We start from the raw sequence: 15,059 nt of genomic DNA, 5'->3' as shown, positions 1-15,059 counted from the left end.
GCCCGCACGTCATCGCTTTCCCGTCCTTCGATATAGGCGTAAAGCGCGGTTTCGCCGTGTTCGGTCCGGGCGGTGACTGCCGCCTCACGAATGCCGTCGATGCGCCGGATCGCCGCTTCGATCTCTCCCGGTTCAATCCGGTAGCCGCGGACTTTCACCTGTCCGTCTGAACGTCCGAGCCATTCGACTAGGCCCTCTTCTGTCCAGCGTGCGATATCGCCCGTCTGATACATGCGCTCTCCCGGATAAAACGGATCATCGAGAAAACGCTCCTCCGTCAGCTCGGGCCGGTTCAGATAGCCCCGGGCCACCCCTGTCCCCGCGATGTACAGCTCTCCTGCCACGCCCGCAGGCTGGATGGTTCCTCCGCTATCTAATACATACAGACGGGCACCCGGAACGGGTTTACCAATCGGAAGCCGCGTCCGTCCGCTGTCCCGTTTTCGGTCACAGACGTAAAACGCCGCATCAACCGTCGCTTCCGTCGGCCCGTAGCCGTGAATAAGCACGGTCTCCGGCAGAAGATCGGCAAACCGGGCAGCCGTAAGCGGTGAAAGAGCTTCCCCTCCGGCAAACACGCGTGTCAAGGTTCTGCCGAGGCGTGTTCTTGTTTCCTCAGGCTCTGTTTCCAGCGCGTCTAAAAAGCTGTTGACCATCGCCGGAATAAAATGCGCGGTCGTCACCTTTTCTGAGGCAAACGCTTCAATCATCCGCACAGGATCTTTCTCCCAGCCGGCAGGAAGCAGATACACGGAGGCGCCGGACATCGTCCACCAAAACAATTGCCAGATGGAAGCATCGAAAGAAAAGGATGATTTCATCACGATAATATCCTCTTCCGTCAACGGGAACTGCCCTTGCATGCCGGATAAAAAGGCGGTGGCCTGACGGTGTTCAACAGCCACTCCCTTCGGTGTTCCCGTCGAACCGGACGTATAAATGATATAAGCGAGCGAATCGCTATCCGCTTCTTCAGAGACAGCCCCTGTCTCCGTCTCGCCTGTCAGAGAAGAAAGAGACACTTCAAGCGTCTCGCCGGAAAAACCGGAAACGGATAACCCCGGCTGTGCAAGCAGGATACAAGCGCCGCAGTCATCGAGCATATAACGCAGCCTGTCCTCAGGATACTCCGGGTCAAGCGGCACGTAGGCGCCGCCCGCTTTTAACACGGCAAGCACTGAAACCACCATCTCCGGCGAGCGTTCAGCGAGCACGCCGACCATGCTTTCTTTGCGGACGCCTTTTTGTCGGAGCCAAACAGCGAGTCTGTCTGTGTACTGGTCAAGCTCGGCGTACGTCAGCATACCGCCCGGAAAACGAAGCGCCGGACGATGCGGCGAAAGCGCGGCACGGCGGGTGAACAGCCCGTGAAGCGTCGGAGCCGGCGGTTCAACCCCTTCTGTACGGTTAAACGAAGATAACACCCGTTTCTTTTCTTTTTCATCCGCCATATCAATATGCCGAATCAGCCGGTCTGGATTTCTAACGGCATTTTCAACGATCGTCAGCAAATGAGTTTGAATGCGTTTAATTGATGTTTCAGTAAATAAAGCGGATTGGTAATCAAAATTCAGCTCAATCAATCCCGTATCTGTCCGCTCCTTAATTAAAATGGAGAGCTCGTTTGCGGTATGTCCGCTGAAAAACATGGCCGTTTCATAATCGAAACCGTCTGCCTTACGCCACTCAAGCGGCTGATACTGCATCGAAATACCGATGATATTTTGCAGGTCATGATGAGTCTGCCTTAATTCATTCACAAAAAGATTGTAAGGATATTTCTGGTGCCGCATAACAGACAGCTGCTCTTTTCCTACGCTGCGGACAAAGGACAGGAACTCTGCATCAGGATCTGCCGTCATTCTGATCGGCAGTGTGCTGACGAACATGCCGAGCATATCCTTTTCGAGCCTGGAGCCCCGGTTTCCGTAATAAGTGCCGATGGCAATATCCTTTTTAGCCGTCAGACGGCTGATGCATATGTATAACGAAGCCATAAACAGAGAGATGATGCTGATATTATTTTCTTTGCAAAAAAGCCGGATTGATTGTTCTAAGGAGTGAGAAAGAGTGATAGTATCTCTGGAAGCCGCAGTGCTTTGTCTAAGATGAGAGGTTCGTTCCGCCAGTGAAAGGTGTTCCGGAACGGTTCGGTATGTTTCAGTCCAAAATGAACGGTCTTTTTGAAAACGGGAAGACTGTAAGTATTGCTGTTCTTTTTCCATGTAGCTGAGATAGGAAGGTCTGTGGTGTTCAGTTAAATCCTCGCTCCGCATGATCTTTTGGTAGATATCAATGAGCTGGTTGCCGAGCAGGTTGAGCGAGATGCCGTCCATGATAATATGGTGAAATTTTGAGTAAAGCCAAACTTCTTCGTCTGACATGACAAGCAGAGTAAATTGATACAGAGGTGAATGAAACAGCTTGAACGGAACACGGGTCTGCGTGTCAATCCATGCGTCCCGCTCTGCCTGATCAGTATGAGTAAAATCAACAGTCTCTAGAGAAATCGGCCGATGCCCCGCAAGATACAGCTGGGGTTCTGATCCGTCCCCTTCTGTCAGTTGAAACCTGAGCGAATCATTTTGCGAGATAGAAAAATCTAAAGCATGGCGCAGTACGTCAAAATCGATGTCCCCCCTGAATTTGACGCATGCCGCGAGATTGCAGATACTTGTGCCCGGTTCGAGCAGCTCCGTAAACCACACTCTTCTTTGTGCGTGAGTTAAAGAATAAACAGTGTTCTCCAATGGAATCCCTCCGCTTCAATTTAAGAGGATAAGAAAGTGAAATAATTACAATTAAATTTCGACAGCATATGACTTAATCATCCATATAAGCATTATTTTAAAACATATTTTAGAAATCACAATAAAAAATTAAATTTTCTCTAACATTTTTTAGAATATAGTATATATTCCTCACTTCACTTCTTCATTTCTATAATCTTTATACCATGTAAAACGGTATGTATGCATACTGTAAACTGGTTCTTAAACACTATAATAAGGAATAAAATGTATAATTAATTGTGCTTTTAAAAAGGTTTTCCTCCCGAAAAGAAGTTTTATGTTAAAAAATGAATAATCGGTGAACATGTAAGAAAGCGGTATGTAAAAAAAAGGAAGGATATTGCCGATATTACTTTTTGAAAAGATTGATTCATAATCGCAATATAATGTTTTACAGACATCAAAAAAAGCCGAATCCTCTAAGGATTCGGCCCTTCTTATTGATTTGCCAGCACGACTGCGATTTTGTCTTCAATGTCTTTTCCGTCATCTTCGTCAAGCAGCCCGTTTTGAAGCACGGAAAAAATAAGCGTATCTCCTGTTTTTGTGTCTGCATAGCCGGCAATCGAACTGACTGATGTTAGTGACCCGGTTTTCGCTTTAATTTTGCCCTCTGCCGGAGTATTCTTCAGCCGGTTCCGAAGAGTGCCTCCCGTCATTCTGTCGCTTGCACCGGCGACAGGGAGCGAACGAAGGAAAGCCGGGTACCACTTTTCTTTCTGAACCGCATACAAAAGCTCTCCGATTTGACCGGCGGATACGCCGTTAATATGAGAAACGCCGGATCCGTCTCTTGCAATCAATTTATCCGGATTGAGCCCGAACGATTTGAGCTCCGATTTCATCACGTCCAAGCCCTTTTCCCAGCTGCCCTCCCCTTTTTTCACTTTTCCCATTTCCTTGATCAGAATTTCGGCGTGCCCGTTGTTGCTCAGTTTCATAAACGGGATCAATAATTCTGAAAGAGGCATGGATGTCCGTGATGTGACGAGCTGGGTGCGGTGCGGCATTCGCCCTGTTCTGATTTTCCCTTTTACAGTTATACCCTGTTTAGTAAGCGCTTGTTTCCATAAATCTAAAGCATAGGACGACGGATCCCACACTGCCGCCCATTCTCTTGCCTTTGCCGAGCCGGCAGGTATGGTTCCCTTTATCGTAATCACATTGCCGCCGTGCTCCCGTTCAACCGTCAATTCTTTCGCTTCATCAGAAGCGACGGTTTTCACTTCATTTTTCACACGAACGACGTCCGTATGGGGGGAAATCGAAATGCGCGGCTTTTTACCGGGCTGTTTTGCCGGGCTGATTTCCGCAATCACCGTTCCGGTATCATAATCCTCATTTGGGGAAGCGGTAAGAGCTGATACTTGCGCGCCATAATATTGGCCTTCATCACTCCACGGAAGATCAACTGAATACCTGGTATCGTCATACCACGAATCATCCCCGACCAGATCTCCTTTAATGACATGGATGCCTCTGGCTTTGACCTGTTTAGCCATCTTCTCAAAAGCAGAAGCCAATAGGGTCGGATCACCTTTTCCCCTGAGATAAAGGTTTCCGCGCAGCTGTTTTCCTTTCACGGCGCCGTCTGCCCGTACTTCTGTCTTAAAGGTGTAATCTTCTCCGAGAACGGAAAGCGCTGCAGATGCCGTCAGCAGCTTCATCAGTGATGCAGGCCTCAGCCGCATATCTTCCCGGCTGCCGAACAGCACCTCCCCTGTTTTTGCTGACCGGACACTGACGCCCGCTGAAACTCCCTTTAAAGCAGGTTCTTCATCCAGAATGTGTTCCAGCTCTTTTTGCAAAGTATTTTTTTGTTCAGCCGCCTTAGCCGCCTCATCAATATAAGGAACTGCGGCAATGACCAAAAGCAGAATCACCGCGCTCAAGCGTTTCACATATGTTTTCAATGTTATCCCGCCTCTTTCCTATTCTTCGTCATGCAAAATGGTGATCCTGGATGACGCAGCCGCTTCTTCGCCCGGTTTCAGAATCTGAAGCCCTGTCAGTGATGCAGGCTGATTCAGATTAAATGCATCTGTAACGGAAGTATAAGGCTCAAGACTGACAAACCCTTGCTTTCCGTCACCGTTATATACCACCCAATGCTTGAAAGACATGTCTGCTTGATACAGCACGGATAATTGCTCATCCGGATGATAAATAACAGCTTCGTTATTGCCGCCATTCCGTCCGGAAGAAAGAAAAACATCGTCAAACTGTTTATTTTTCAAAGACACCCCCTGACGGAACGCTTCTTTATCAGGCACATCCAATAAACGGCCCGTCGGCACGAAACGTTCATTTAATTCCCACATGCGGTCAGCCGTCAAAAATAGACGGGATCGCTCTTCATTGAAAACAAAAGTTGAATGATAGCCGAGCCCCCAAGGAAAAGCCTCCGTTCCCTTATTCATAATCAGCGCCCGCTGCGTAAACACATTGTCTTTTAATGTATAGGTCATCCGGACAATGACATCGTGCGGAAATTGTTTATGAACACGGGGAATCTTTGAAAGATCAATTTCTGTTTCGACTTTCATTCCATCCCCCTCTTCTTTCGCTGCCGTCGCTTTCCAATGCTGATTGTGAAGAAAGCCGTGAATATGATTATGTTTATCCTCTTCGTTTATCTCAAATTGATACGCGCGGCCGTCAAAACGAAACGTCCCATCCGTAATCCGGTTCGGCGGGAATAAAACGGGAATGCCGTACAGCATCGGTTTTTTGCGGAATTGCTCCGCAGTTTCCGGTTCTCTCAGAAGCCGCATACCGGTTCTTTTATCCCGAAGCGATATGACATTTGATCCCCACTCCGGCACAATGATGCATTCAGCCTGATCAGTCTCCGCTTTTATGGCTGAAGCCCCTAAATAAGTCGTATGTTCAATCGTCATAAGCACCTGCCCTTTCCTTGTTTTCTAGCATGTATAGGAATTCCATTTTCTAAACTCATTTTCCTTCTCTAAAAAAAACATCGCCCGTATGAACTGAGCGATGTGCGGTAAAACCTTATTGAATCAGCCGGGTAATCTGTTTTTTCTTCCATACAAACCGGTAATATACGTATTGCAGCAGCAGGCTGACGACAAAAGCCGCCGGATAACCGACCCAAATGCCGAGAATGCCGAGATTCGTATAATGAGAAAGAATAAAGGCCACAGGCACTTCAATTCCCCAAATCGCAAAAATGCTGATAATCGTCGGCCATAACACCGTACCGCTCGCCCGCATCGTCGCTGAAACGATCTGAGCGTGACCGAAAATCAAATAGCTCCAAAGGGTAATCATAATCAGATTGCGGGCAATGTGGAGTGTGTCCTGATCTGTTAAAAACAAAGCAAGTATTTGCCGGGAGAAGGTGTAAATCAGCACAATCAAAACCCCGCCGATCAAATAATTCAGGCCGATGCCGACTTTGATGACCTGTTTCAGCCGGCCGAATTGATTGGCGCCAATGGATTGGGCGGCAAAAATGGAAACGGCGATACCGAGGCTTACCGCCGGCATCTGCACATAACTCGCCACTTGGTTGACGACCCCGTAAGCAGCCGTCGCGTTTGATCCGTAATGATTGACAAATGAAATGACCGCAATTTCAGAAAGTGACACGAGAATCATATTGATGCTCGACGGAATACCGAGACGGAGTAAAAGCGCGAGCAGCTTTTTGTCCATTTTAAGAGAACGGAGCGCAGTCCGGTCAAATGCCAATGGATGTTTCCTTTTCCGCAAATAAACCATGAGTACGATAAATGTCACGATGTTTGAAATCACGGTTGCATACGCCGAACCGTAAATGCCGAACTTCGGAAGTCCGAAAAGCCCGAGAATCAATAAGGGCAAGAGCCCGATGTTTATGACTGTACTGACGATTAACGTATAAAACGGAGTCTTTGAATCTCCCGTTCCGCGTAAAAATGTCGTATACGCAAAATATAAAAACATCAGCGGCATTGCGCAAAACAAAATGCGCGCATATCGGACACTGACATCTATTACGTTTTCCGGCGTTCCCATCAGCCGCAGAATATCAAGCGTAAACACACTGCCGACAACTGCCAGGACAACACCGAGCATAAAGGTAAAAGTCAGTGTAGTGCCGACAATCGCCTTCATCCTCTCTTCGTTTTTCGCGCCGTAAGCCTGCCCGATCAGAATGGAACTTCCCGAACCGATTCCGATCGTAAAGGAGATCAGCAGAAAAAACAGCGGAAAAAAAGACGATACGGCGGCAAGCGCATCGACTCCGAGCCACCTTCCGACAAATACCATTCCGACCAATTGGCCGACAGATTGCAATACATTGCTTAAAAGCAGCGGCACTAAAAACAGTGACATCGATCGCCAGACTGACTGGCCGCGGCCTTCCGCTGTTTCTAAATGATCTTGTACTTCCATATGTAGGACTCCTTTTTTGATTTTCTTCCATTTTATTATTCAGCAGACAGCTTGTAAAAACCTTTTGTTCAATGAAACTCTTTATCTTTTTCTCACGTCTTACATGGAAATAAACCATAAAAATAAAAAGTCCGGAAAATATTTTTGAAAAGGTATTGTAATCTTACCGTAATTATTGTAACATTTGTAACATAAGAGAAAGAGATTGATTGAAGGAGAGATTATATCATGAAAAAATGGCTATTATTCCTCACTACTATTACATTGATTCTGTCATTGGGCACTGCGGCGACTGCAAAAAATGCACCTAATGACCTTACACAAAAACAAGCACTTCAGCTGGCCCTGTCAGCGAGAGAACATTTCTGGAATACAATGAGCGGCGGTGCGCTTAAATCAAACGCAAATTGCACATCTGAACCGTTTGAATATCAAAATCTGCAATATGTATTTATGTGCAAAGACCTCGGAACAAAAGCGAAAGCCGTAAAATATCTGACACCCGCTTTTACAAAGCAAGCGATTGACAAAGGGCTCAAAGATTACCACTTCACTGTAAAAGACGGCAAATTGGCTGTTCCGGTCGGCGACGGAGATAACCTCCTGAATTGGAAAAAAGCAAAAATGACCCTTCTTTCTAAAAAAGGAAGCGTCCAAACATACCGCTTCACTGTACCGACTCTTGACGGTTCTCCGTCAGCAAAACGCGATGTAACATTCGTAAAAGAAAACAACGTTTGGAAAGTCAATCAATTTGATGCTGTCATATAAGAAAAAGCCCGCTTGCTTACAGCGGGCTTTTTTCACATCATTTCCACCAGGTTCTCACAAAATATTCAACTCAAAACCCCCTTGTATAACAAGGGGGTTTCTGTTTTACCGGCATTATTAAGCTGCGCCTATCTCATACAAAAAACGCTCTAGGAGAGATTCGAACTCCCGACCTGCAGTTTAGGAAACTGCTGCACTATCCGCTGTGCTACTAGAGCCTGCTTCTATTATAGTAACGCTGGCGGCCGTTTTTTTCAAGCCTACAGTCCTCCGAACACTTTATAGGCGGCTCTCGTCGTATCTTCATCTATTCCGATATAACGCATTGTAATAGACGGAGAAGAATGATTCAAAATCCTCTGCAGTTCAGCAATGTCTTTTGTCCTCTGATAAAAATGATACCCGAACGTCTTTCTAAGCGTATGCGTCCCGATTTCCTCCAACCCGCAAGCGGCAGCCGCTTCCTTTAATATTCTGTATGCCTGAATCCGGGATATGGGCTTATTCGTCCGTTTCGATTTAAACAAATAGTCATCCTCTTTCATGTCTTTTGTATAAGCGTATATGTCGGCCTTTAAAGACTCCAGTATCAGAATTTTTCTTTTCTTTCTCGTTTTGCTTTCGGTTGCCCACACATGGTCTTTGTTCCTGACATCCCTCACCCGAAGCGGCAGAACATCTGAAATCCGCAGTGCGCTGTTCATGCCGAAAATAAATAAAAAATAATCACGATCACTTTTTTGCATTAAATACTCTTTGACTTCCTGGATCTTCTCCAAACTTCGGATCGGCTGTACGATATGCATCAAAAAACCCCTTATAATTGGTAAAGTAACATATTGAGCATTATGTTACTATTATAGCCGAAACCCGTTGAATGATAAAGGATAAAGGGTCTTATGTAACATAATATACATAGTGTTACATAAGGTGAATCAGATACGCAGTTTCAACAAATTCCTCAAAAACATCATTTTCAGACCGGTGACAAGCTTTTAAACAAATAGAGACTCAAGGCATTAAAAAATGAAAACAACGGCCTTAAAATGAAATCTGAGCATCCGTTTTTTTGTGAGCAACCGAAAAAAATGCAAAAAAAAGACACAATATGAAATTGTGTCCTAGTCTTCATCTTTTACATCAATGTCTTCAGGAAGCGGCTCATTTAAAAACTCTTGAATCATTTCCTTGTATTTTTCCAACTGCTCGAGATGGGTTTGAAATTGTTCCTTGTTGATTAAATATTGCTGTCCGTCATGGACGGCCCTTATTTTATTCGTCAAAACAAGATTGTGCACATATTCTTCAGGAAGACTGGTAAACTCCGCTGTCTCTTTGATCGTTAAATACATGGCTCACGTTCCTTTCATATGTCATGTGAGTGAATTCTGTTTTGTTCATTGTAGCTTATTTTTTGTCTTTATGCTTGTTTCACAGCTTTTTCAGTCCGGTTTCCCATTTAGCCTATTTGCGACTGATTACATTCACACAGAAACTCCGGCTTTTTGCGCACCGGACTATTCCGTTTGTCACTTGTGAAAACAGCACATTTTACTTACTCTATAATTGTAAGCGGAAAACAAAGGAGGCAGACTATGAAAAAGAAAAAGTTTATGAATCTCTGTTTTATCGTTCTGCTCAGTACGTTGCTCGCGGCCGGAAGCATCCCTTATCACGCTCAGGCTAAGAAACACCCGTTTTCCTATGACGACTACAAACAGGTAGATGTCGGCAAAGACGGCATGGTTGCCACCGCCCACCCTCTCGCTTCACAAATCGGTGCCGACGTGCTGAAAAAAGGCGGCAATGCAATTGACGCCGCGGTTGCCATTCAATTCGCATTAAACGTAACTGAACCTATGATGTCAGGAATCGGCGGCGGCGGATTTATGATGGTTTATGATGCGAAGACGAAAGACACCACCATTATCGACAGCCGAGAACGCGCACCGGCAGGCGCAACACCGGATATGTTCCTTGACGAAAACGGCAAAGCCATCCCTTTCTCCGAACGCGTTACGAAAGGGACTGCAGTCGGTGTTCCGGGAACATTAAAAGGACTTGAAAAAGCGCTCGACAAATGGGGCACACGCTCCATGAAACAACTCATCACCCCTTCCATTAAACTTGCCTCAAAAGGCTTTCCGATCGATTCGGTTTTAGCTGATGCCATCTCAGATTATAAAGACAAATTATCACACACTGCTGCAAAAGACGTGTTTCTTCCGGACGGAGAACCTCTGAAAGAAGGAGACACACTCATCCAAAAAGACTTAGCCAAAACATTTACAGCTATTAAGTACAAAGGCACAAAAGCATTCTATGACGGAGCATTCTCCAAAAAGCTTGCGGAAACAGTGCAGGAATTCGGCGGCTCAATGACAGAAAAAGATATTAAAAACTTCAATGTGACGATTGACGAACCGATCTGGGGAGATTACCAGGGCTATCATATCGCAACTGCTCCTCCTCCAAGCTCGGGCGGTGTTTTCCTGTTGCAAATGCTGAACCTTCTGGATGATTTTAAGCTTTCTCAATATGATATCCGTTCTTGGCAAAAATATCAGCTTCTCGCAGAAACGATGCATTTGGCTTATGCTGACCGCGCCGCATTTGCCGGGGATCCAGAATTCGTCAACGTCCCTCTCAAAGGCCTCTTGAATCCAGATTATATCAATGCCCGCAGACAGCTGATAGATATTGATAAAGTCAATAAAAAACCGAAAGCCGGCGACCCTTGGGCCTATCAGGAAGGTTCTGCAAACTATAAACAAGTGGAGCAGCCGACTGACAAACAAGAAGGCCAAACGACTCACTTCACGGTAACTGATCGCTTCGGCAATGTCGTATCTTATACGACAACGATTGAACAGCTGTTCGGTTCCGGCATTATGGTTCCCGGATACGGCGTTGTGTTGAATAATGAGTTAACAGACTTCGATGCGGTGCCTGGCGGTGCAAATGAAGTGCAGCCGAATAAACGTCCGCTCAGCAGCATGACTCCGACTATTTTATTCAAAAATAACGAACCTGTCCTGACTGTCGGCTCCCCCGGCGGAGCAACGATTATTTCTTCCGTCCTGCAAACGATCCTGAACAAAGTTGAGTACGGCATGGATCTGAAAGCGGCGGTCGAAGAGCCGAGAATTTACACAAACAGCATGACATCCTATCGATATGAAAAAGGAGTGCCGGAAGAAGCCCGCACAAAACTGAACGAAATGGGGCATAAATTCGGCAGCAGCCCGGTTGATATCGGTAATGTGCAAAGCATCCTGATTGACCGTGAAAACGGCACCTTCACCGGAGTTGCCGACTCAAGCCGAAACGGAGCCGCAATCGGCATAAACTTGAAAAAATGTGAAAAATAACAAGACAAAAAGCCTCGTTTCTCAAGCTGAGAAATGAGGCTTTTGTTTATTCTGCACTGTATTCAGATGAGGTTTTTTCAGACGTTAATGACGCAAGCGAAAGCACGCCGCACATCGCGATGACAACACCCGCTGATCCGATCCATGTCACTGACGCAAGAGACAGATGGGTGACAACAATGCCCCCGATGCCCGCTCCGGCTGCCATAGCCAGCTGCATGACAGACTGGTTGAGGCCAAGTAATACACCCGATGATTCAGGCTCCATCGTTGCCAAATGATACTGCTGAGCAGGCCCAGATGACCAGGCGGCGAAGGACCAAAAAATAAGCACTGCCGCCGCTCCGAAAGCAGAATGTGTGACAAACGGCAATAACATGAGCATGATAGCATGAAGCGCCATTCCGCCGGTTAATGTCATACGCGCCCCCCATTTGTCTGCGCTGAAACCGCCTGCTTTAGAACCGGCAAGACTTGCAACACCGAAAATAAGCAGCAATGTACTCAGTATTCCGCTTCCGATATGAGTAACGTTCAGTAAATACGGAGAAAGGTACGTATACGCAACCGAATAGCCTCCGAGCCAAAAAAACGTAATGGCCAGCCCGACAGCCACCTTTCGTTTCTTCAAAAGAGAAAATTGCTGAATGAGCGGCACCGGTTTATCTCCTTTTATCTCAGGCAACGCGAAACGTATAATAAGCATGGCAATGATTCCGATTGCCGCAATTCCGGCAAAAACCACCTTCCAGCCAAAAGCTTCAGACACGGTTCTTCCGATCGGAACACCGATAATGAGCGCCGCCGTAAACCCCATAATGACGGTTGCGAGAGAACTTGCCTGTTTTCCCGGGGGAGCGATTTTTGCTGCGATCGTAAGCGCGGTGACCACCACAGTTCCTGCTCCAAGCGCCATGATCACCCGCGCTCCCGCAAATAAGCCGAATCCCTGCACAAGGAAAGAAATGATATTCCCGATAACAAACAGCCCCAGAGCATAGATCATGAGCTTCCTTCTGTCCAGTTTTGCTGTAAGGGCCATCATGACAGGCGTTCCGATTGCATAAACAAGTGAAAAAATCGTAATCAGCTGCCCTGCCGCTGCCACAGTAACTCCCAAGGAACCTGCAATTTTATCAAGCATCCCTGATATCACATATTCAGACGTCCCCACTAAAAAACTGATAATTGCCAAAATGTAAATCTTCCAGGTATTTTGCACCTGACACACTCCTTCATTGATGATTTATATAAAGATATATTGTGATATATCGATATAAAGAGTTGAAAACAGAAACAAATCGCAATATGTCGATGTGTAGTCGAAAAAAGAAACTGAATCCCTCTTCTAAAGGATTCAGCCCTACATTTCGCGCTGAAAATAATCGGCCATCGCCTTTATCGCTTCTTCATCTCTTTTATAATAGGTGTATTTGCCAATCCGTTTTGTTTGGATAAGGCCCGCCCGCTGAAGGATGGAAAGATATTGAGACGCCGTTGACTGTGTCATCTGAAGCTTATCGGTGATCTGGCTGACACATACTCCGATCTCATTCATATCAATGCCATCATGCGGGGCGAAGTGACGGTCCGGCTCTTTCAGCCATTGTAAAATCTCAAGCCGTGACTCATTAGACAACGCTTTAAAAACATCAATAGGTTTCATACGCTTTATTATATCGTGATTTTACGATATGTCAATGTTGTTTTTGTTAAATCTCTATTTTTTGTTTTGCCTCTCTTATGATCCGGGAAATAAAATCACTCACATTCTCTTCAAATGTGTCTTCCCGCCCGTATTGCCTTACATGTACAGATTGATGGCGGCACTCTCGATCTCCCACAACAGCAATATACGGGATTTTTTTCATTTGTGCTTCTCTGATTTTATAGCCGAGTTTTTCATCGCGCTGATCAAGCTCAGCCCGGATACCCGCTTTCTTCATTTGCCAATGCACCTGTTCTGCGCAGTCCCGGTGTGCGGTGTTTGATACTGGGATGATTTTTGCCTGTACCGGTGCAAGCCATAAAGGGAACGCTCCCCCGAAATGTTCTGTAATGATTCCGAGAAATCTGTCGAGAGATCCGAATACCGCCCGGTGAATGACAACAGGACGGACTTTTTGGTTTTTTTCATCAATATATGTTAAATCAAATTTCTCCGGCATTTGAAAATCCAGTTGGACAGTGGCGCATTGATGGCTCCGGTTCAGCGCATCTTTTATATGAATATCAATTTTCGGTCCGTAAAATGCACCATCTCCCCGATTAAACCGAAAACGATATCCCTGTTCTTTTAATACTTTTTCTAATGCGCTCTCAGCCCTGTCCCACAAGTGTTCGCTTCCCATGTAATCTTCCGGTCTTGTTGACAGCTCAATATCATAGGAAAAACCAAATGCGGTGTACACCTCGTGAATAAGCTGCAGCGCCGAAGCGATTTCACTCTCGATTTGATCCTGCGTTACAAAAATGTGTGCGTCATCCTGGCAAAAAGATCTGACGCGGAGCAGGCCATTAAGCGCCCCGCTGAATTCGTGACGGTGCACCTGACCGAACTCAGCCATCCGAATCGGAAGATCACGATAAGAACGAAGCTTTTCTTTAAATAAGAGCATGTGGCCGGGGCAGTTCATCGGCTTTAACGCGAAGCGCTGATGATCGGCTTCCGAGAAATACATATTCTCTTTATAATGTTCCCAGTGACCGGATTGCTCCCAAAGACGCTGGTTCATCATCATAGGGGTGCGCACTTCCTGATAATGATAGGCATCCTGCTTCGAACGCAGAAATGATTCAAGCGTGTTTCGGATAAACTGACCGTTCGGCAGATAAAAAGGCATACCCGGCGCTTCTTCCGAAAACATAAAAAGTTGTAACTCCGCTCCCAATTTCCGATGATTTCTCATCTCCGCCTCTTTCAACAGCTGAAAATGTCTGTTCAGCTCCTTTTCTGAGGAAAATGCTTTTCCATAGATGCGCTGGAGCATTTTTTGGTTGCTGTCGCCGCGCCAATAAGCCCCTGATACATGAGTGAGCGAAAAAGCTTTTATCTGTCCGGCAGACGCCAAGTGCGGACCCCGGCATAAATCAATGAATTCGCTCTGGCGGTATATACTGATTGTATCAGTCTGCGGAATACCCGCTAAGAGCTCAAGCTTCAGCGGTTCATGAGCAAACAGCTGCTCTGCCTCTTCTCTGGAGATTTCTTCTCTGATAAATTCCGGATTTTCCGAAATGATTCGGTTCATCTCTTTTTCAATGACGGCCAGGTCTTTTTCAGTAATCGTTTCATCCATATCAAAATCATAATAAAAGCCATTTTCAATAACGGGTCCGATCCCTAAACAAACCTTCGGATACAGACGTTTTACCGCTTGCGCCAATACGTGTGCTGCTGTGTGTCTCATCACTTCCAGTCCCGCTTCAGACTGAAAACTGCACAGTTCAATCGCCGCGTCAATCTGAATGCTTCTTCTAAGGTCATATAACGATCCGTTTATCTTTCCGGCGGCAGATGCCTTTTTCAGACTCGGACTGATTGATTGTGCGATCTCTTCTAACGTAACGCCTTTCCGGTATTTTTTTTGTTTCCCATCAGGAAAAGTAATCACAATGTGTGGCTCCTTCACGGTCTGATCTCTCCTTTATTTTTAATAAAATAAAAAACACACTCATCCCAAAGCAAGGGACGAGTGTGTGTCAGACCCGCGGTTCCACC

11 protein-coding genes and 1 tRNA gene are annotated in these 15,059 nt (G+C 46.0%); 2 read left to right on the top strand and 10 right to left on the bottom strand.

Features of this window, described 5'->3' with window-relative positions; translation table 11 throughout:
• The 4 genes from AC3WTF_RS03990 to AC3WTF_RS03975 form a co-directional block, all read right to left on the bottom strand.
• Nucleotides 1-2,750: non-ribosomal peptide synthetase (locus tag AC3WTF_RS03990; RefSeq protein WP_492314198.1), on the bottom strand; the 2,750-nt coding region annotated here is incomplete at its 3' end.
• A gap of 479 nt (nt 2,751-3,229) precedes the next feature.
• Nucleotides 3,230-4,705 (bottom strand): D-alanyl-D-alanine carboxypeptidase/D-alanyl-D-alanine endopeptidase, encoded by a 1,476-nt coding sequence (dacB, locus tag AC3WTF_RS03985; RefSeq protein WP_007407364.1) that lies wholly within the window; start codon nt 4,703-4,705, stop codon nt 3,230-3,232.
• Between the two features lie 18 nt (nt 4,706-4,723).
• Nucleotides 4,724-5,692 carry an aldose 1-epimerase gene (locus AC3WTF_RS03980; protein WP_007407363.1) on the bottom strand — a complete coding sequence of 323 codons (969 nt, stop codon included), beginning with the start codon at nt 5,690-5,692 and terminating at the stop codon, nt 4,724-4,726.
• Between the two features lie 115 nt (nt 5,693-5,807).
• Nucleotides 5,808-7,196, bottom strand: coding sequence for an MATE family efflux transporter (locus AC3WTF_RS03975; protein WP_032869917.1), 1,389 nt, complete (start codon nt 7,194-7,196; stop codon nt 5,808-5,810).
• A gap of 228 nt (nt 7,197-7,424) precedes the next feature.
• Between AC3WTF_RS03975 and AC3WTF_RS03970 the strand changes: the two genes are divergently transcribed.
• Complete coding sequence (locus tag AC3WTF_RS03970) at nt 7,425-7,967, top strand: DL-endopeptidase inhibitor IseA (RefSeq protein WP_014418077.1); 543 nt, start codon at nt 7,425-7,427, stop codon at nt 7,965-7,967.
• A 145-nt stretch (nt 7,968-8,112) separates the two neighbouring features.
• Here AC3WTF_RS03970 and AC3WTF_RS03965 read toward each other — a convergent pair.
• The 3 genes from AC3WTF_RS03965 to AC3WTF_RS03955 all read right to left on the bottom strand — a co-directional run bounded on the left by AC3WTF_RS03965 (nt 8,113) and on the right by AC3WTF_RS03955 (nt 9,319).
• A tRNA-Arg gene (locus AC3WTF_RS03965) sits at nt 8,113-8,185 on the bottom strand.
• A gap of 42 nt (nt 8,186-8,227) precedes the next feature.
• On the bottom strand, nt 8,228-8,773 hold the full coding sequence (locus AC3WTF_RS03960) for a site-specific integrase (protein ID WP_007407359.1): 546 nt from the start codon (nt 8,771-8,773) through the stop codon (nt 8,228-8,230).
• Nucleotides 8,774-9,088: 315 nt separating this feature from the next.
• Entirely contained in the window at nt 9,089-9,319 is a 231-nt protein-coding gene (locus AC3WTF_RS03955; protein ID WP_003153848.1) for an excisionase family DNA-binding protein, read from the bottom strand.
• 243 nt (nt 9,320-9,562) lie between these two features.
• On the opposite strand from AC3WTF_RS03955, the gene ggt reads away from it, so the two are divergent.
• A complete protein-coding gene (gene ggt, locus AC3WTF_RS03950) occupies nt 9,563-11,338 on the top strand; it encodes a gamma-glutamyltransferase (RefSeq protein ID WP_129003414.1) in 1,776 nt (591 codons plus the stop codon).
• 46 nt (nt 11,339-11,384) lie between these two features.
• On the opposite strand, the gene AC3WTF_RS03945 is transcribed toward ggt, so the two are convergent.
• The 3 genes from AC3WTF_RS03945 to thrS form a co-directional block, all read right to left on the bottom strand.
• Complete coding sequence (locus AC3WTF_RS03945) at nt 11,385-12,560, bottom strand: MFS transporter (RefSeq protein WP_007407356.1); 1,176 nt, start codon at nt 12,558-12,560, stop codon at nt 11,385-11,387.
• Nucleotides 12,561-12,701: 141 nt separating this feature from the next.
• Nucleotides 12,702-13,004 (bottom strand): ArsR/SmtB family transcription factor, encoded by a 303-nt coding sequence (locus tag AC3WTF_RS03940; protein ID WP_007407355.1) that lies wholly within the window; start codon nt 13,002-13,004, stop codon nt 12,702-12,704.
• Nucleotides 13,005-13,050: 46 nt separating this feature from the next.
• A complete protein-coding gene (gene thrS / locus AC3WTF_RS03935) occupies nt 13,051-14,970 on the bottom strand; it encodes a threonine--tRNA ligase (protein ID WP_020954032.1) in 1,920 nt (639 codons plus the stop codon).
• Nucleotides 14,971-15,059 lie beyond the last annotated feature (89 nt).

This window comes from Bacillus sp. EB106-06-01-XG163 (assembly GCF_058791615.1).
This window is presented reverse-complemented; position numbering and strand designations above follow the sequence as displayed.